Origin of the sequence: Neobacillus niacini (assembly GCF_048572935.1) — a bacterium.
Taxonomy (GTDB): Bacteria; Bacillota; Bacilli; order Bacillales; family Cytobacillaceae; genus Neobacillus; species Neobacillus niacini.
Genome location: NZ_CP183883.1, coordinates 1,794,830 through 1,812,964 on the forward strand (window position 1 = coordinate 1,794,830; position 18,135 = coordinate 1,812,964).

Sequence of the window (18,135 nt, forward strand, 5' to 3'; positions counted from 1 at the left end):
GGGAAGTAACGATGTTAAAAGCAAAAGAAAAGTATATCTATACACCACCGAAGAACGGTTATCCGGAATGGAATAACAATCCTGAAATTTTTCAGCTTAATCGTTTGCCTGCACATGCAACAAGTATGCCGTTTTTATCGGTTGAGGATGCTATGAACATGGACAGAATGGAGTCCCCAAACTGTAAATTGTTGAATGGGGAATGGAAGTTTTCCTTTTCAGAGAATCCTGCTGGCAGGAGCAAAGATTTTTTTAAAGAAGATTTTGATGATCGTAAGATGAAAACAATTCAAGTGCCGTCACATTGGCAATTTCAAGGATATGATTATCCGCAATATACGAATGTACGTTATCCATGGGAAGAGCAAGAAAAGCTTAAACCGCCATTTGCACCAACGAAATACAATCCAGTTGGTCAATATATTACCTATTTTGAAGTTCCAAAAGAGTGGGAAAGCCAGCCTGTTTATATTCATTTTGCAGGAGTAGAGTCCGCATTTTACATTTGGGTAAATGGTGATTTAGTTGGCTACGGTGAGGACAGTTTCACTCCGAGTGAGTTTGACCTCTCACCCTATTTAATCGAAGGGAAGAATAAACTTGCTGTTGAGGTCTATCGCTGGAGTGATGCCAGCTGGTTAGAGGATCAGGATTTTTGGCGTTTGAGCGGTATTTTTAGGGATGTGTACGTATATACGACACCGATTCTCCACGTTTCTGATTACTTTGTGCAGACCAATATAGACGAACAGTTTGAGAATGCAGATTTAGTCGTGAACATGAAGATAAGCAATTATGCATGTCTTTCGAAAGAATCGGTGAGCATTGAAGCGCAGTTATATGATCAAAATGGCAAAATCGTCTTTAGCGACACAATCGCAGAAAATTACCAGCAAACAGTAGAAGACGCAGATTTGCAGGTCGTAAAGAAAATTATTTCCCCTTCACTATGGAGTGCAGAGAAACCAACACTTTATACTTTTGTCGTTGCAGTGAAGAGCGGGGACGGCAGGATAATCGAAGCACAAAGCTGTAAAGTGGGCTTTCGAGAAATTGAAATTAAAGATAGCCTGATGTTGATAAATGGAAAAAGAGTCTTATTCAACGGTGTCAATCGCCACGAGTTTTCACATCTAAGAGGCCGCTCTGTTACGAAAGAAGATATGCTGAACGATGTTCTAGTGATGAAAAGGCATAATATTAATGCCGTACGAACTTCTCACTATCCGAACCACCCTTATTTTTATGAATTATGTGATCAATATGGGTTGTATGTGATTGATGAAACAAACCTAGAGACGCATGGTTTATGGACGTATGGTCAGAACCAAGTCGGCGATACGATTCCAGGCGATAAGGAAGAGTGGACGGCTAATGTAATTGATCGCTGTCATTCGATGCTGCATCGTGATAAGAATCATCCTTCCATCGTGATTTGGTCACTTGGTAATGAATCTTTCGGCGGAACGAACTTTATTAAGATGAAAGAACATGTAAAGAAAGAAGATCCGACACGTCTGGTTCACTACGAAGGTGTGGCGCATCATCGCCCTTCCAGTGACGCTTCAGAAATTGAAAGTATGATGTACGAACATCCGTCAAAGTTGGAGGAATATGCCTTACATGCTGAAAGAAGTGACATACCAGCAAAGCCATATATTATATGTGAATATGCTCATGCTATGGGGAATTCGTTAGGAAACCTCTATCAATATACGGATTTATTTAATAAGTATCCGATTTTACAAGGCGGGTTTATCTGGGATTTTAAAGATCAAGCCATTCAAACTACATCCAAAACGGGGGAAACGTACTTGGCCTATGGCGGTGATTTCGGTGAATCACCACATGATGGCAATTTCTGCGGCAATGGATTGTTATTTGCAGATGGATCATTAACACCAAAAATATATGAAGTAAAAAAATGCTATCAGCCAATAGATGTGCGATTTGAGAAGAATCTATTTGCCGTCATCAATAAGCAATTATTTACTGATATTGACGAATATGAAGCAAGATGGACCATGCTGCGAGATGGGGAAGAGATTGCAAGTGATACCATCACCCTATCTTGTGAACCTTTAAAATCAGTAACGCTTGACCTTAATGAATTGGTAACGAAATATGTGAAACGAGACGCAGAATATATCATTACCATTAGCTTTCATTTAGCTAAAAACTGCTTGTGGGCTAAAAAAGGGTATGAAATTGCTTTTGATCAATTTGTCTTATCAGACCGAATCCTTGTCCATTCCACTCCAATCAAGTCTCTTAAAAACATAGAGGAGACAAGTGATCAAGTGAAAATTGAGGGTGAGACTTTTTCCATTGCCGTAAGCAAATTATCCGGGTTTATTACTTCATTGGTGAAAGATGGAGCAGAGGTATTAGCGGAGCCTATCGTACCAAATTTTTGGCGGGCACTTACAGATAATGACCGTGGGAACAAATTGGTTGAGCGTGCAGGAATTTGGGAACATGCTGGCAGGACAGCAATTTTACAACATTTGAGTGTGATGGAAATAGAAAGAGGCGTTCAGATCAAGACTGTACTAGAATTACAAACGTCTCCTGTATCACGGTGCAGGATTGATTATGAAATTACTGGAGATGGGGAAGTTCGGGTTACTTTTGAACTTGCACCAGGTGAAACCTTGCCTGAAATACCGGAAATCGGCCTGATCATTCCGTTAGTCAAATCGTTCGAAGCTATTTCTTGGTATGGAAAAGGTCCTCATGAAAATTATTGGGACCGTGAGAAAGGGGCAAAAATTGACCGATACGAATCGACAGTGGAAAATCAATTTACACCCTATTTAAAACCACAGGAAAATGGCAATAAAATCGATGTTCGCTATTTTGAGATTGAAAATGACCATGGATTGAAACTCCAAGTTACTGGTGATTCATTGGTAGAAATCAATGCAGGTGCCTACTCACCAACAGAATTACAAGAAACAGGACATACCTATCAATTACCGGAACGAACAAAAACATACTTACGTGTAAACCATAAGCAAATGGGGGTTGGCGGTGATGATTCCTGGGCTGCAAAGACACATCCTGAATTCACCTTATTTTCGGATCAAACCTACCAGTATTCATTTGTCATGCAAGTAAAAGAAAAATAATAGAATGGGAGATTGTCAATTGAATCTATTATCTTATAAGCAAGAAGCAAGAGAGTGGACGGAGGCTTTGCCGCTCGGAAATGGAAGAATCGGTGCGATGCACTTCGGAGGAGTGGAGACAGAACGGTTCCAATTAAACGAAGAAACATTGTGGTCAGGGCCGCCAAGGAGGAACCGCGAATACAACGACCAGGAATCCTTGCAAAAAGTAAGGCAATTAATTGAGGAAGAGAACTATGAAGAGGCGGTCGATGAAACGAAGAATATGTTTGGCCCCTATACACAGAGCTATATGCCGCTAGGGAACCTTACGATTCAATACCTTCATGGAGACACAGCAAGAAGGTATAGGAGAACTCTCGATATAGCTGCGGCCATATCGAATGTTACCTATACGGTTGGAGGAGTTGAATACACTCGGGAAGCCTTTATTTCACATCCGCATCAGGTCTTAGCAGTAAGGCTTACTAGTTCCGTTGCCAGTCAATTAAATGTGATTGTTTCATTAGATAGTACGTTAAAATATCAAACTTTCAATTCATCTAATGAATTGGTTTTACAAGGAATTTGCCCTGAAAAGTGTGCGCCAAACTATGTACATGTGGATGAACAGCCGATTGTATACGGTGAGTTTGGTGAAACACAAGCGATTCATTTTGAAGGAAAACTAGGTGTTGTGATCGATGATGGAAAGCTAGAGTCATCAAATGGAAGACTTTCCATCCAAAATGCAACAAATGTTGTTCTCTATTTTTCTGTTTCCACCTCATTTAAGGGCTTTGATCAACTCCCTGGGGTCGGATTTGGAGAATTAACTGGGCAAAATGAGGACATTCTTTCAAAAGCGATGAGCGTTTCTTATGAGCAATTGAAAGAAACACATATTCAAGATTATCAATCTCTTTACAACCGAGTTGAGTTTTCGTTAGGGCATAAGCAAACAGATGAGCTGCTGGATACTGATGAAAGAATCCAGAAATATAGTGCGGATGATTTAGAGATGGTCGAGCTTTTATTCCAATATGGACGTTATTTGCTGATTGCCTCTTCAAGGGAAGGGACACAGCCGGCTAACTTGCAGGGAATATGGAATGACTTGACTCGGGCACCATGGTCATCTAACTATACATTAAACATTAATACCGAAATGAATTATTGGCCAGCTGAGGTAACAAATTTGTCCGAATGTCACCGCCCACTGTTAAAGGCAATCCAAGAACTATCGGTAACCGGGGAGAAAATGGTCAATGAGCGGTATGGCATGAAGGGGTGGACGGCCCATCATAATACTGATTTATGGAGACATGCGGATCCTGTCGGGGGCGAGCGCCACGGAGATCCGAACTGGGCTTTTTGGCCAATGTCAGGGCCATGGCTGTGCAGCCACTTGTGGGAGCATTATCTTTATATCTTGAATAAAGAGTTCCTTCGGGAAGAGGCGTACCCGATTATGAAAGGATGTGCAGAATTTTGTCTTGACTGGCTGGAGGAGGATGAGAATGGCTATTTGATCACTTCACCGTCCACATCACCGGAGCACCACTTCATTGCAGAAAATGGACAAGGTGGTTCGGTAACGAAGGGGTCCACAATGGATCTGCAGCTGATTTGGGATTTGTTCACCAATTGTGTGGAAGCAGCAAGTGTCCTCGGAGTGGACGATGAATGGATTCATCAAGTAGCTGCAGCAAAAGAACGCCTTCATCCTTTACAAATTGGGAAGTATGGACAATTGCAGGAATGGCTCCTTGACTATGAGGATGCCGAACCACATCATCGACATGTCTCTCATTTGTATGGCGTCTATCCAGGGAAGCAAATTATCGATGGTCCACTTTTAGAAGCTGTAAGGCAGACGTTAAATCGACGCGGAGACGCTGGAACGGGCTGGAGTCTTGGCTGGAAGATGTCCCTTTGGGCTCGTTTGAAAGATGGGGAACGAGTAAATGCATTGCTTCATCAATTATTTAACATTTGTACCGCAAAAAGGGAAGTAATGGTTGGGGGCGGATTGTATCCGAATCTGTTAGGTGCCCACCCGCCTTTCCAAATTGATGGAAATTTCAGTTATACAGCCGGGGTTGTTGAGATGATTATTCAATCTCACAAAGGTTATGTTGAGTTATTACCGGCCCTGCCTTCCACATGGCTGCAAGGGTCATTATCAGGAGTGCGGGTTCGAGGCGGGTTTGAGCTCGACGTTTCTTGGGATAAGATGCAGGTCAGACAATTGGACGTTAGCAGCCATACTGAAAACGTATTTATGATTCAAGCAAACCAATCTGTTACGGTCCGTGAAGAAGGAAGAGATGACATCATTGCAGAGCCAGTTGATGGTTTTATTTCGCTTGAAATGTGCAATAACCAAAAATATCAGCTGCTATTTTAATAAATTTTTCGATAGATAAAAAATCATTCGTTCGAGGTGTTCGTTATGGAACAATTAAGAATAGGTGTAATCGGTACAGGTGGAAGAAGTACGATTGTGGAATATTGGCACAATCCAACAGGAAATTCCGTTGTTGTTGGCGCGGCAGATGTGTCTCTGGAAGCACTAGAGAAGTTCAAAAAAGAAATCAATCAAGACGCTTTTGTAACAACCGACTATCGAGAGCTGCTTGCGAGGGAGGATATCGATGCGGTTGCGATTTTAACACCAGATTATCTGCATGAAGAACATGCCATTGCAGCACTCCAAGCGGAAAAACATGTTTATTGTGAAAAGCCTTTAGCCATTACTCCAGAGGCTTGCGATAGAATTCTGGATGAAGCAAAAAAATCAGGAACGCAGTTTATGATTGGTTTTAATATGCGTTATATGAGCATGTACCAAACGATGAAGGAAATTATCGATTCAGGTGTGATTGGCGATATTAAAGCCGTATGGGTCAGGCATTTTGTCGGGTTTGGCGGATATTTTTATTACCATGATTGGCATGGTACAGCTGCAAATACGACATCCTTACTGCTGCAGAAGGCTTCCCATGATATCGATGTCATTCACTGGCTGACAGGCAGTTATGCTTCGAAAGTTTCTGCCTTTGGCAGTCTGGATTATTATGGGGGAGACAAACCGAATGATTTACATTGTCCGGATTGTGAACTGAAGAATACATGTCCAGATGCCAGCTTAGAAAGGTTAACACAATGTGCCTTTAGAGAAGAAATCGATGTGGAAGATAATAGTATGCTGATTATGGAACTAGAAGGCGGTATTAAGGCGTCTTATATGCAGTGTCATTTTACACCAGATTATTCTCGAAACTATACCATTATTGGTACAAAGGGACGCATCGAAAACGACGATGTGAATGATAAAGTGTATGTGAAAACAAGAAAATCTGGATCCTGGCATGAAATGAGTGATATCACCTATGAAATGAAGAAAATGCCTGGAACCCATGGCGGTGCAGATCCGCGTATTTGTGAGGACTTTGTGAATTTAGCTTTATATAATAAGCAGCCATTAACAACCCCATTTGCCGGCCGAATGAGTGTGGCAGTTGGATGTGCAGCAACAGAATCGATCCGTACAGGCGGGAAGGTTGTCCTTATCGATCAGGGTAGACACAAACTAACTAAATCTATGGAAGAAGATATTGTGTGTCAGCCTTAACGTTATTAAGCTATAATAGTTAGAATTGGTAGAATATTTTTAGTCTTCTATGTTTGGGGGTGGTGGAGATTTTTAGTTTAGATAGCCGCTTGTATCAAATATGCTTGTGGATGTATAACTTCATGTATTTAAATATCCTATTTATTCTAAGCTGCATTCCGATTATTACGATTTTCCCTGCCATCGCTGCACTTTTTGGGGTGGTAAGAAAGTGGAGAATTACAAAAGAAGTAGCTGTATTTTCTCAGTATAAGGAAATGTTTATAGAAAATTGGAAGCAAAGTTATTTAGTCGGAATTGTTTACACGGTAATCGGAGTATTATTAATCTGTGATTTACTATTTTTACAACAAATGAATATACCTTACAAAAAGGTCATTAATGTTGCGGTCCTTTTTGTTAGTTTTTTAGTTGGTTTATCCTTTTTAAGTATTTATCCACTGATGGTTAATATGATCACAACCTTTAAACAATTGTGTATGAACAGTCTTAAAGTAGGTATTTACAAAATTCATTTATCGATTTTTTGTATGGTCATTCTTAGCGCATGGACCATTTTATCATTACGTTTTACCTTTTTCTTTTTCTTTTTCTTTTTCAGTGTTTCTGCTTATTTGATTTACTGGATTGCGGATCTTAAATTTAAACATTTAATACCAAAGAATGATTCGGCGAATCAATTAAATAATAAGTCTGCATAGAAAGAAACAGATGGGATCCATCTGTTTTCTCTATGTATCTCTATCTAATTGCTAAATATATTGACAATTTGCAAATGATTTGTTAATTTAATGTTACCGGTAACATTAAATTAACACACAAGGAGGGGTCGGTATTAAAATCATTGATTCTCACCAACATTTTTGGAAGCTGGAGCGAGGAGATTACGATTGGTTGTCTGAAGATATGGGCATCCTTTATCGAAACTATTTTCCAGAGGATTTAAAGCCAACGTTAGAAGAATTTTCTGTCTCTGGAACGATCCTTGTGCAAGCGGCACCTACATATGAGGAGACGCTGTATCTCTTATCGTTGTATGAAAAGTATGAGTGGATTTATGGTGTAGTGGGCTGGTTAGATTTATCATCATCTACCTTTCCAGAACAATTAGACTTTTTAATGCAAAAGCAAGGAATTGTTGGCTTACGCCCAATGTTACAGGATATCGAAAGAGACGATTGGATTTTACAGGAGCAAGTGATAGAGAATTTGAGGCTGCTAATTTCAAATGATCTGCCCCTTGATTTATTAATTACCGAAAGACATATACCTTATATTGTGGCTTTACTTGAGAGGCTTCCAGAATTACGTGTTGTCATTGATCATATTGCGAAACCGGAAATTTCGAAAGATGGTTTTGAAAAGTGGCAAGCAGATATGACCAAGCTGGCAAAATTCCCTGCTGCTTACTGTAAATTATCTGGTTTTCTGACGCTTGCAGATTCTTGTGAAGCTGGTGAGTTTAAGCCCTATATTCACCATGTAGTTCAAGCTTTTGGTTCTTCCAGAGTAATGTTCGGCAGTGATTGGCCGGTCAGTTTATCGGGAGGAAGTTATCAGGAGGCAATACAGATTGTTACCGATAACTTACCAAGTACGATAAGCGATACAGAAAAAGAGCTATTTTTTTCAATAAATGCAAAATCATTTTATTTGCTGAAGGAAAGGTGTGAAAAAATATGAAACTTGCAAATGAACAAGATTTGACCAGTATTGTTATGTCCGAGTCTGATAATGTAGCAACACTTTTAAAAGAAATAGAGGCAGGAGAAAGCTTACAATATATGATTAACGATAAAAAGGAAGCGTTAACAGCCAAACAGGCTATTCCGTTTGGGCATAAAATTGCCATCAAACACATTCAGCCTTCTGAACATGTCGTAAAGTATGGGCAAGTGATTGGGGCAGCTTCTGTACAAATTTCCCCTGGTGAACATGTACATGTCCATAATATCGAGGGTATTCGAGGCAGAGGAGATAAAAGGAAAGGGGATCACCATTCATGAACATGATTAAAGGGTATCGGCGGGCAAACGGGAAAATGGGGATCCGCAATCATTTATTAATTATTCCTACTGTCGTTTGTGCGAACCATGTAGCGAATCGAATCCAGCAGTCAGTGCCAGATTCAGTAGCGATTCCACATCAGCATGGATGCAGTCAGATTGGCGAGGACAAGGAGCGTACATTCAACATTCTCGCAGGAACAGGGAAAAATCCCAATGTGGGAGCTGTTCTTTTAGTTAGTTTAGGCTGTGAAGTAATCAATGCAAGAGAGTTGCAAGAAGAAATTAGAAAAACAGGCAAGCAGGTAGAATGGATTGATATTCAAGATACCGGCGGCACGGTTAAAGCAATTCAACAAGGTATTGAAATAGCGAAGCAATTATCTGCCGAGATTCAAAAGATTCCGCAGGTTGATGTACCGCTGTCTGAATTAATTCTTGGGGTAAAATGCGGCGGTTCTGACGCTACTTCTGGATTATGCAGCAACCCTGCATTAGGAAAGACATCAGACGCCCTTTTAAGTCAGGGCGGCACCATTGTAATGGGGGAAACAACGGAGATTATCGGCGCAGAACATATTGTCGCACAAAGTGCAATCAATGAAGAAGTGGCCAATAAGCTGTATGCCTGTGTTGATCAGTTTGAAAAAGAAGTAGAACGGATTGGAGCAGATATGCGCGGGGGAAATCCTAGTCCAGGTAATATCGAAGGCGGTTTGTCCACAATCGAGGAAAAATCGCTTGGTTGTATAAGTAAAGCAGGTTCAGCTCCATTAAAAGATGTCTTATCATTTGCTGAAGAGATTCCTGGGAACGGTTATTACTTCATGGATTCTCCAGGTAATGATATTGAGTGTGTATCAGGTATGGCTGCAGCCGGTGTACATATGGTTTGCTTTACAACGGGACGAGGGACCCCAACAGGAAATCCGATTATTCCCGTTATCAAAATTACCGGGAATGAACATACGGCAGTCAAAATGAACGATAACATTGATATTGATACAAGCGCCGTGATGAAAGGAAAAGAAACAATCGAGGAAGCGGGCGATCGCATTCTAGAAACAGTTATTAAAGCAGCACAGGGTGAACTGGTAAAAGCTGAGATTTTAGGTCATCAAGAGTTTAGTATCAGCAGAATCAGTATCAGCCTCTAAACATTGATAAGGGAGGTTTATTAATATGGGGAAATTTAGTAATCGGACTGCGCTGGTCACAGGCGGAAGCCGGGGAATTGGAGCAGCGATTGTTATGAGGCTGGCTGAAGAAGGCGCAAATGTGGCAATCAACTATACGTCACCTCGTTCATTAGAAAAAGCAACTGCGTTAAAAGAAAAAGTAGAAGAACAGTTTTCTATAAAAGCAATGGTTGTGAAAGCAAATGTTGGGATTAAGGATGAAGTTGACCAAATGATCGACGAAGTAGAAAAAGAGTTAGGACCAGTGGAGATCCTAGTGAATAATGCTGGGATTGCTCCATTCGAACCTTTTTTAAGTGTTTCAGAAAAAACATGGGATGAAACATATCAGACAAATGTAAAATCAATATTTTTAACTTCTCAAAGAGTTGCACCTAATATGATCAAAAATAGATATGGAAAAATCATTAATATAACATCAACTGCGAGTGTTCTTGTGACAAGCCCAGTGATTCCGCATTATATATCATCAAAGGCAGCGGCTAGTCATTTAACAAAAGCATTGGCAATTGAACTAGGAAAATACAATATCAATGTAAACGCAGTTGGACCGAGCACCGTTGCAACAGATATGTGCGAAGAATATCTTGAAGATCCGCAAATTCTAGCAAAAGAAATTGAAGCCAATCCAATGAAACGACTAGGTACTGAAAAGCAAATTGGGGATGCGGTTGTATTTTTATCTTCCGAAGAAGCAATGCAAATTAATGGTCATCTTTTAATGGTAGATGGCGGCTTAACGGTTAAAGCAGCACAGCCTGAGGATCATATGGATCATGATATGGAGGTAACAGTATGAGACTGCTTGATAAAATAGCCGTTATCACTGGCGGAGGAAGCGGAATTGGCAAGGCAACAGCTGAACTTTTCGCAAAAGAGGGAGCTTTCGTCATCATTACAGATATTCATCAAGAAAATGGACAAGGAACTGTTTCTGAAATTGAACAACAGGGCGGAAAGGCAGCATTTTATCTGGTAGATGTAGCAAACCCTGAAGGTGTTGAATCTGCTATCGGGCAAATAATAGAAACATATAAAAAAATAGATATTTTATTTAACAATGCAGGGATCAGCAATGTGGGAAGAGTGGATGAAGTAGAACCAGATGTTTGGGATCGAATCATGAGCGTGAACGTAAAGGGCGTTTATTTGCCTTCTAAATATACACTTCCTTATATGATGGAGCAAAATTCTGGAGTCGTTATTAATATGTCATCATGCGCTGCGGAAATGGGATTGGCGAAGCGGGCAGCTTACTCAGCGACGAAAGGGGCAGTACTTGCTTTAACAAAAGCCATGCAAGTGGATTATGCTCCATATAACATTCGGGTTAATGCCCTGCTGCCGGGCACAATTTTATCCCCATTTGTGGAAAATTATTTAAAAACTTCTTACGATGACCCTGAAGTAGCAATCGCAGGGATTAAGAAAAGACAATTAAGCGGAGAATTAGGAAGACCTGCGGATGTGGCCAGAGCCGCACTATTTCTTGCTTCCGATGAGTCTTCTTTCATGATGGGCTCCCCTCTCTATATTGATGGCGGCGTTGTTTTTGGAAAAAATGCATAAAAGGAGAATGGAAAATGAAATTAGCTACTTTTATAAAGAATGAGAGTGAAAGATTAGCAGTGAAATTAGACAATCAATTAATTGATATCGAAGAAACGGCAAAGAATGCACAGTGGGATGAAGTAATCTCAGATGTCATGCAGATCATTCAGTTTCAACAATCGCAATTACAGGATTTTGAGAAAAAGGTGAAAGAGGCAGTTGCAAATGGCAATGCCGTTGTAATCGATGAAGAGGATCTTGAATGGGGTCCTTGTGTAACACGCCCGCACAAAATCATTTGCGTCGGTTTAAACTACCGCAAACATGCCGATGAAACAAATGCACCATATCCTGAAGTTCCAATTCTGTTTAATAAGTTTGATAATACTTTAACTGGGCATCAAAGTGAAATTGTTGTCCCGTCTGTAACGAGTGAATTAGACTATGAGGTGGAATTAGGAATCGTCATCGGGAAAAAGACAAAAAACGTTTCCCAAGAAGATGCACTTGCTCATGTATTTGGATATTGCACGGTCAATGATTTATCAGCCAGAGATCTGCAAATGAGAACCCATCAATGGCTGCTTGGCAAAACATGTGATGATTTTAGTCCAGTAGGCCCATACCTAGTGACAGCAGATGAGGTTGGGGATCCAAATAATCTTAGTTTGAAAACATATGTGAATGATGAATTAAGACAAGATTCCAACACATCAGACATGATCTTTTCCTGTGCAGAGATTGTCAGTTACATTTCACAGCATATGACGCTTGTACCAGGAGATCTTATATTAACAGGTACACCAGAGGGGGTAGTATTTGGTCTGCCTGCTGACCAACGTGTTTATATTCAGCCAGGAGATGTGATTACGGTTGAAATTGAAAAGTTAGGAAAGCTTACGAATAAATTCGTGGAAGAGAAGGCATTGGTCCATGCTTAAAGGAATTCCACCCATTATCTCACCAGAATTGATGAAGGTTTTGATGGAGATGGGGCATGGGGATGAAATTGTTCTTGCAGACGGGAATTTTCCGGCTGCAAGTCATTCCAGCATTTTACTTAATGGTCACGGGCATGGCGTTGCAGCGTTCCTTACCGCCATACTAGAATTGTTTCCGCTCGATACATACGTTACCTATCCAGTCATGCTGATGGAGCCGGTCGAAGGGGATGAACAGGAACCTGAAATCTGGAAGGAGTACGAAGCGATTATAAATAATAGCAGCGACTTGCCTGTACAGATTGAAAAAGTGGAAAGAATGGCTTTCTACGAACGAAGTAAAGCGGCCTATGCCATCATTGCTACGAGTGAACGAGCCCAGTATGCGAATATTATTTTGAAAAAAGGCGTGCTTTAAAAAAGTTTAATAGAAGTATCGCGATAAATCCTTGTGTCCGAGGGGAATAAGGGGGACCCAATCCATTTACTATGGGTTGGGTTTTTTTAAATCTAGACTGTGTTAAATAATGATGTTGATTTGTGATCCAGTTAACAAGCGAAAGTAAAATAAGCGGAGACTTTCCGGTTAAATACAGAATGGAGCCTATTTAGGGGTAAATAAGCGGAGGTTTTCCGGTTAAGACGTTCAAAATCCTCCTATTTTACGTATTTCGGTTCAATAGGCGGAATCTCTCCGTCTATTTAAGCCTTTTTTATTAAGAATTTCTAATTAAGCGGAATTTCTCCGTCTATTAAGATTCTTAAATTGAATAAAATCAATTATATAGCCACACGAAATTGGATTTGGAATAAAGGAGCGGGGAAAATGAAGGTAACCCTTTTTGCTACTTGTTTAGTAGATATGTTTCAAGGTGATGTTGGCAAGGTAACAGTGGAAGTACTAGAAAGACTCGGATGTGAAATTGATTTTCCAGAATCACAAATTTGCTGCGGACAGCCTGCCTATAACAGCGGGTACGTAAAAGAATCAAAAGAAGCAATGAAAAGTATGATTACTGCCTTTGAACATGCAGAGTATGTCGTTTCTCCAGCTGGTTCTTGTGCCTATATGTTTAAAGAATACCCTCACATCTTTAAGGGTGACCCTGTTTGGGAGCCTAAAGCCAAAGCGCTGGCAGATAAAACCTATGAATTTACTGAATTTATCGTCGATGTATTAAAAGTGGAAGATGTAGGGGCAAGATTAGAAGGAAAAGCAACGTACCATACTTCTTGTCATATGACTCGATTACTTGGGGTAAAGCAAGCGCCGATGAAATTATTGCATCATGTAGAGGGTTTAGAATTTACAGAACTGCCAGGTAAAGAGAGATGCTGCGGATTCGGAGGGACCTTCTCCGTTAAAATGGGGAATATTTCAGAGCAAATGGTCGAAGAAAAGGTTTGTTCCGTGGAAGAAACCGTTGCGGATATTTTAATTGGTGCAGATGCTGGGTGCTTAATGAATATTGGCGGACGAATAAATCGAAAAGGCCTGCCTGTTAAGGTTATGCATATTGCAGAAGTCCTGAACTGCCGATAAAAATAAATGAAACGAAAGGGGGATAACCAATGTCGATGAAAATAGGTGAAGAGAAGTTTACTGACCGCGTGGATAAAGGACTGCACGATACCTTCATGCGTGGAGCTGTTTCGAGTGCTCAAGGGCGATTTCAAACACGTCGTTTGGGGGCAGCCGAAGAGTTAGGGAACTGGGAGGAATGGCGCTCACATGGGGAAGAAATCCGCCAGCATGTACTAGAAAACCTAGACTATTATTTATATCAGCTAAGTGAGAATGTTGCGAAACGTGGAGGTCATGTTTTCTTTGCGCAAACTGCCCAAGAGGCAACAGAGTATATTAAGACTGTAGCTGAAAATAAAAACGCTAAAAAGATCGTAAAATCCAAATCGATGGTGACGGAAGAAATCCATTTAAACGCTGGTCTTGAGCAATTAGGCTGCGAGGTGATTGAAACAGACCTAGGGGAATATATTTTGCAAGTGGATGACCATGAGCCTCCTTCTCACATTGTTGTTCCTGCGCTGCACAAAAATAAGGAGCAAATCCGCGATGTTTTTAAAGAAAAGCATGGTTATCAACTGACAGAAAAACCAGAAGAGCTCGCATTACATGCGCGTGAAAAACTGCGACAAGAATATTTGACCGCAGATATCGGAATCACAGGATGTAATTTTGCCATTGCTGAAACCGGCTCGATTACCCTCGTAACAAATGAAGGAAATGCCGACCTGGTATGTGCCTTGCCAAAAACACAAATCACCGTCATGGGAATGGAAAGACTTGTTCCAACCTTTGAAGAAATGGAAGTCCTTGTTAGTTTACTAACGAGAAGTGCAGTAGGGCAAAAACTGACAAGCTATATCACCACATTAACAGGACCAAAAGAGGAAGGAGACGTCGATGGACCAGAGGAATTTCACCTCGTCATTGTCGATAACGGCAGGTCTGATATTCTCGGCGGAGAATTCCAATCCATTCTGCAATGCATTCGCTGTGCAGCTTGTGTAAATGTCTGTCCTGTTTACCGGCATGTTGGCGGACATTCGTATGGTTCCATCTATTCTGGTCCCGTCGGAGCTGTTCTTTCCCCATTACTAGGCGGATATGATGATTATAAAGAGTTACCATATGCCTCGACATTATGCGGTGCATGTACAGAGGCATGCCCAGTGAAGATTCCGCTTCATCAGCTTCTTCATAAACATCGCCAAGTGATTGTGGAAAAAGAAGGAAGAGCACCGATAGCTGAAAAGCTCTTAATGAAGGCATTCGGTTTTGGTGCCGCCTCCCCTGCATTATATAAATTCGGTTCAAAATTGGCGGCACCAGTTATGTCACCCTTTACACAGGATGATAAAATCTCGAAAGGTCCGGGTCCATTAAAAGCATGGACAGAATCAAGGGATTTCCCAGCTCCGAATAAAGAGAGATTTCGTGATTGGTTTAAAAATCGCCCGCAAGGAGGGAAAGAATCATGAGCGGTATGATACAGAATCGCGATGCTTTCTTAGATAAAATCGCCACTCGTTTAGGAAGAGAACAAAAAAGGGCATTAGAAAAACCTAAATGGCGTTATCAACCACAAGATGAGGTGTTAAAAAGCGCCACACAAGATGAGTTAGTAGAAGTGTTAAAAGAACAATGCAACAATATTCATACTGATTTTGTAGTAACCTCTACTGAAAAGCTCTCTGATTCCTTAAAAGAAATTGTTCATCAATATGGCGGGGGTTCAATTGTAACATGGAAAGACGAGCGCTTTTTACAATATGGTCTCACAAAGCTAATGGAAGAAGAATGGCTGAAAGAAGGAATCGATCTTCATGTTTGGGGCCATACAAAAGGTGAGGAAAATATCGCAAAGGCCGAGGCTGCGAATATCGGAATTACGATTAGTGATGTCACACTTGCGGAATCGGGGACTGCGGTTCTTTTTAGCAGCAAGGATAGGGGGAGAAGTGTCAGCTTTTTACCGGCAGCATCGATCATTATTATTCCAAAAAGCAGCATTGTTCCCCGTATGACCCAAGCGGCCCGTATCATTAACAAAAAAGTGAAAAATGGCGAAAAAATTCCCTCATGCATTAACTTCGTCACAGGACCAAGCAACTCAGCAGACATCGAAATGATTCTAGTTGTCGGGGTTCATGGACCGATAAAAGCTGCTTATCTAGTGGTGGAAGATATTTAAGCTTTTAATATACATGGGAAAATCAAAAAGAGAGTTTACCGCGATTAAAGGAGGTCGCTGAAAAGGTCCTCCTATTTAATTTTAAAATTTCGCCATTGTATCTACGCTAAATACAAAAATAATACTTAGACAGACTAAATTTCATATTACCGAAATATTTTTTGAACTTTTCCAATATGATGTAAGCATCGGTATTTTTTTCAAAGGGGGAAAATCATGTCTGTCTTTAAAAAATTAAGCTCCTTCTATTTGCCTTATAGGAAGGATTTCTTCTGGTCAACGTTTTTCTTGATGATCATGGCTGGAATCACCGTAATCTATCCGGTTATTTTGCAGATGACGATTGATGAAGTCGTACTTGGCGGAAAATATAGCTGGGTGCCTTGGATCTCCTTAGGATTTATCGCGGTGATGGCAGTCAAAGGATTGTCGGCCTTCATTCAGCATTATTTAGCGGATATGTTTGGCATAAAATCCGTGTACAGTTTGAGAAACGCCCTGTATGAGAAATTACAGCGACTGTCATTTAGCTACTATGATAATGCAAAGACAGGAGACTTAATGTCACGCTTAACTGCGGATGTTGAAGGCTTTCGTTTTTTTGTCTCATTCGGATTTGCGGAGGTTCTGCGTTTTGTCATTGTAGTCGGAGCCAGTTTATGTGTCATGTTTTACTATTCTGTGTCCCTCACGTTGGTTACCATTATGGCTTTACCGTTTATTAGCATTGCAGTGTACAAATTCGACAAAGCGGTCCATCCCGCTTTTCGTGGAATCCGCGAATCGTTTGGGCGCTTAAATACGAAAGTACAAGAAAATATCAGCGGCATACATACCGTTAAAGCTTTATCCAAAGAACAGGTGGAGATTGAACGGTTTAATCAGTCCAATCAAGACTACAGGAGCAAACAGCTTTATACGGCTTCCATTTGGGCTAAATACTTCCCGCTGATGGAGTTGATTGGAAATATTTCAGTTGTACTATTGCTAGGTTTCGGTGGCTATCAAGTCATCAATGGCAGCTTAAAACCAGGTGAACTAGTCGCATTTTACAGCCTGATTTGGTATATTTTATGGCCGATTATGCATCTCGGTTTCACTATTAATATGTTTTCTCAGGCAAAGGCTTCCGGTGAGAGGCTCTTAGAAATTTTAGAAGCCGAGGAAACCATTTTTGATGAAGAAGATGTAACGAGCTCCGAAAAAATTGATGGTGATGTTGCATTTCAAAATGTAACCTTTCGGTATCAAAATGAGGATACACATGCTCTCTGTCAGATCAGTTTCAATGCACCTTCTGGTTCAACCATAGGTTTAATTGGGGCCACTGGTGCTGGAAAAACCAGTATTATCCAGCTTCTGTCACGCTTTTACGAACCGACAAGCGGGGATATTCTAATCGATGGCCGTCCAATTAAGGAATATGGGTTAAAAACCTTAAGATCTCAGATTGGAGTAGTATTGCAGGAGACCTTTCTCTTTTCATCAACGGTTAAAGCTAATATTGCATATGGGAATCCGGAGGCATCAATAGAAGAAATTATTGACGCTGCTAAACGTGCCGACGCTCATGGATTTATTATGGAGCTCCCAGATGGATATAACACGATGCTAGGGGAGAGGGGAATGGGTCTTTCCGGAGGGCAAAAGCAGCGGATTGCCATTGCCCGGGCCATCTGTACGAATCCAAGCATTCTCATCTTAGATGATGCAACAAGCGCTGTAGACATGCAAACAGAATTTCACATTCAACAAGCACTTCAAGAAGTCATGAAGGGGAGAACAACCTTTATTATTGCCCACCGTATTTCTTCGCTGCAGCATGCAGATGAAATCTTGGTCTTGGATAACGGAAGCATTGTTGAACGAGGAACACATGAGCAGCTTCTAGCCAGTAATGGAGCATATCGAAGAATTTATGATATTCAGTATCGAGACCAAAAGACTATTATGGAAAAGGCAGCAAGGTAGGTGA

15 protein-coding genes are annotated in these 18,135 nt (G+C 40.8%); all 15 read left to right on the plus strand.

From position 1 onward, the window contains the following. The first annotated feature begins 11 nt into the window (after positions 1–11). The 15 genes from ACN6MT_RS08420 (at position 12) to ACN6MT_RS08490 (ending at position 18,131) form a co-directional block, all read left to right on the plus strand. Entirely contained in the window at positions 12–3,131 is a 3,120-nt protein-coding gene (locus tag ACN6MT_RS08420) for a glycoside hydrolase family 2 TIM barrel-domain containing protein (protein ID WP_419955512.1), read from the plus strand. A 19-nt stretch (positions 3,132–3,150) separates the two neighbouring features. Next, positions 3,151–5,520: a glycosyl hydrolase family 95 catalytic domain-containing protein gene (locus ACN6MT_RS08425; RefSeq protein ID WP_419955513.1), complete on the plus strand. Its 2,370-nt coding sequence runs from the start codon at positions 3,151–3,153 to the stop codon at positions 5,518–5,520. A gap of 45 nt (positions 5,521–5,565) precedes the next feature. Further along, entirely contained in the window at positions 5,566–6,747 is a 1,182-nt protein-coding gene (locus ACN6MT_RS08430) for a Gfo/Idh/MocA family protein (protein ID WP_419955514.1), read from the plus strand. A gap of 122 nt (positions 6,748–6,869) precedes the next feature. Then, positions 6,870–7,448 carry a YesL family protein gene (locus ACN6MT_RS08435; RefSeq protein ID WP_419955515.1) on the plus strand — a complete coding sequence of 193 codons (579 nt, stop codon included), beginning with the start codon at positions 6,870–6,872 and terminating at the stop codon, positions 7,446–7,448. Between the two features lie 193 nt (positions 7,449–7,641). Further along, on the plus strand, positions 7,642–8,430 hold the full coding sequence (locus tag ACN6MT_RS08440) for an amidohydrolase family protein (protein WP_419955516.1): 789 nt from the start codon (positions 7,642–7,644) through the stop codon (positions 8,428–8,430). Then, positions 8,427–8,753, plus strand: coding sequence for a UxaA family hydrolase (locus ACN6MT_RS08445; RefSeq protein ID WP_419955517.1), 327 nt, complete (start codon positions 8,427–8,429; stop codon positions 8,751–8,753). The genes ACN6MT_RS08440 and ACN6MT_RS08445 overlap by 4 nt, the downstream gene beginning before the upstream one ends. Then, positions 8,750–9,910, plus strand: a complete 1,161-nt coding sequence (locus ACN6MT_RS08450; RefSeq protein WP_419955518.1) for a UxaA family hydrolase — start codon at positions 8,750–8,752, stop codon at positions 9,908–9,910. Before ACN6MT_RS08445 ends, ACN6MT_RS08450 begins: the two co-directional genes overlap by 4 nt. 25 nt (positions 9,911–9,935) lie before the next feature. Beyond that, a complete protein-coding gene (locus ACN6MT_RS08455; protein ID WP_419955519.1) occupies positions 9,936–10,751 on the plus strand; it encodes an SDR family NAD(P)-dependent oxidoreductase in 816 nt (271 codons plus the stop codon). Then, the gene (locus ACN6MT_RS08460) at positions 10,748–11,521 is read left to right on the plus strand and encodes an SDR family NAD(P)-dependent oxidoreductase (protein WP_419955520.1); all 774 of its coding nucleotides are present in this window, start codon (positions 10,748–10,750) and stop codon (positions 11,519–11,521) included. The genes ACN6MT_RS08455 and ACN6MT_RS08460 overlap by 4 nt, the downstream gene beginning before the upstream one ends. 14 nt (positions 11,522–11,535) lie before the next feature. Beyond that, on the plus strand, positions 11,536–12,444 hold the full coding sequence (locus ACN6MT_RS08465; RefSeq protein ID WP_419955521.1) for a fumarylacetoacetate hydrolase family protein: 909 nt from the start codon (positions 11,536–11,538) through the stop codon (positions 12,442–12,444). Next, entirely contained in the window at positions 12,437–12,862 is a 426-nt protein-coding gene (gene fucU / locus ACN6MT_RS08470) for an L-fucose mutarotase (RefSeq protein ID WP_419955522.1), read from the plus strand. The genes ACN6MT_RS08465 and fucU overlap by 8 nt, the downstream gene beginning before the upstream one ends. A 408-nt stretch (positions 12,863–13,270) precedes the next feature. Then, complete coding sequence (locus tag ACN6MT_RS08475) at positions 13,271–13,987, plus strand: (Fe-S)-binding protein (RefSeq protein WP_419955523.1); 717 nt, start codon at positions 13,271–13,273, stop codon at positions 13,985–13,987. A gap of 29 nt (positions 13,988–14,016) precedes the next feature. Then, positions 14,017–15,447 carry a LutB/LldF family L-lactate oxidation iron-sulfur protein gene (locus tag ACN6MT_RS08480; RefSeq protein ID WP_419955524.1) on the plus strand — a complete coding sequence of 477 codons (1,431 nt, stop codon included), beginning with the start codon at positions 14,017–14,019 and terminating at the stop codon, positions 15,445–15,447. Then, the gene (locus ACN6MT_RS08485; RefSeq protein ID WP_419955525.1) at positions 15,444–16,160 is read left to right on the plus strand and encodes a LutC/YkgG family protein; all 717 of its coding nucleotides are present in this window, start codon (positions 15,444–15,446) and stop codon (positions 16,158–16,160) included. Before ACN6MT_RS08480 ends, ACN6MT_RS08485 begins: the two co-directional genes overlap by 4 nt. Positions 16,161–16,376: 216 nt before the next feature. After that, positions 16,377–18,131, plus strand: a complete 1,755-nt coding sequence (locus ACN6MT_RS08490; RefSeq protein ID WP_419955526.1) for an ABC transporter ATP-binding protein — start codon at positions 16,377–16,379, stop codon at positions 18,129–18,131. Positions 18,132–18,135 lie beyond the last annotated feature (4 nt).

Coding starts and splice junctions, on each gene's coding strand:
- ACN6MT_RS08420 (WP_419955512.1), top strand. CDS start 12: ATGTTAAAAGCAAAAGAAAAGTATATCTATACACCACCGAAGAACGGT.
- ACN6MT_RS08430 (WP_419955514.1), top strand. CDS start 5,566: ATGGAACAATTAAGAATAGGTGTAATCGGTACAGGTGGAAGAAGTACG.
- ACN6MT_RS08435 (WP_419955515.1), top strand. CDS start 6,870: ATGTATTTAAATATCCTATTTATTCTAAGCTGCATTCCGATTATTACG.
- ACN6MT_RS08445 (WP_419955517.1), top strand. CDS start 8,427: ATGAAACTTGCAAATGAACAAGATTTGACCAGTATTGTTATGTCCGAG.
- ACN6MT_RS08450 (WP_419955518.1), top strand. CDS start 8,750: ATGAACATGATTAAAGGGTATCGGCGGGCAAACGGGAAAATGGGGATC.
- ACN6MT_RS08455 (WP_419955519.1), top strand. CDS start 9,936: ATGGGGAAATTTAGTAATCGGACTGCGCTGGTCACAGGCGGAAGCCGG.
- ACN6MT_RS08460 (WP_419955520.1), top strand. CDS start 10,748: ATGAGACTGCTTGATAAAATAGCCGTTATCACTGGCGGAGGAAGCGGA.
- ACN6MT_RS08465 (WP_419955521.1), top strand. CDS start 11,536: ATGAAATTAGCTACTTTTATAAAGAATGAGAGTGAAAGATTAGCAGTG.
- fucU (WP_419955522.1), top strand. CDS start 12,437: ATGCTTAAAGGAATTCCACCCATTATCTCACCAGAATTGATGAAGGTT.
- ACN6MT_RS08475 (WP_419955523.1), top strand. CDS start 13,271: ATGAAGGTAACCCTTTTTGCTACTTGTTTAGTAGATATGTTTCAAGGT.
- ACN6MT_RS08480 (WP_419955524.1), top strand. CDS start 14,017: ATGTCGATGAAAATAGGTGAAGAGAAGTTTACTGACCGCGTGGATAAA.
- ACN6MT_RS08485 (WP_419955525.1), top strand. CDS start 15,444: ATGAGCGGTATGATACAGAATCGCGATGCTTTCTTAGATAAAATCGCC.
- ACN6MT_RS08490 (WP_419955526.1), top strand. CDS start 16,377: ATGTCTGTCTTTAAAAAATTAAGCTCCTTCTATTTGCCTTATAGGAAG.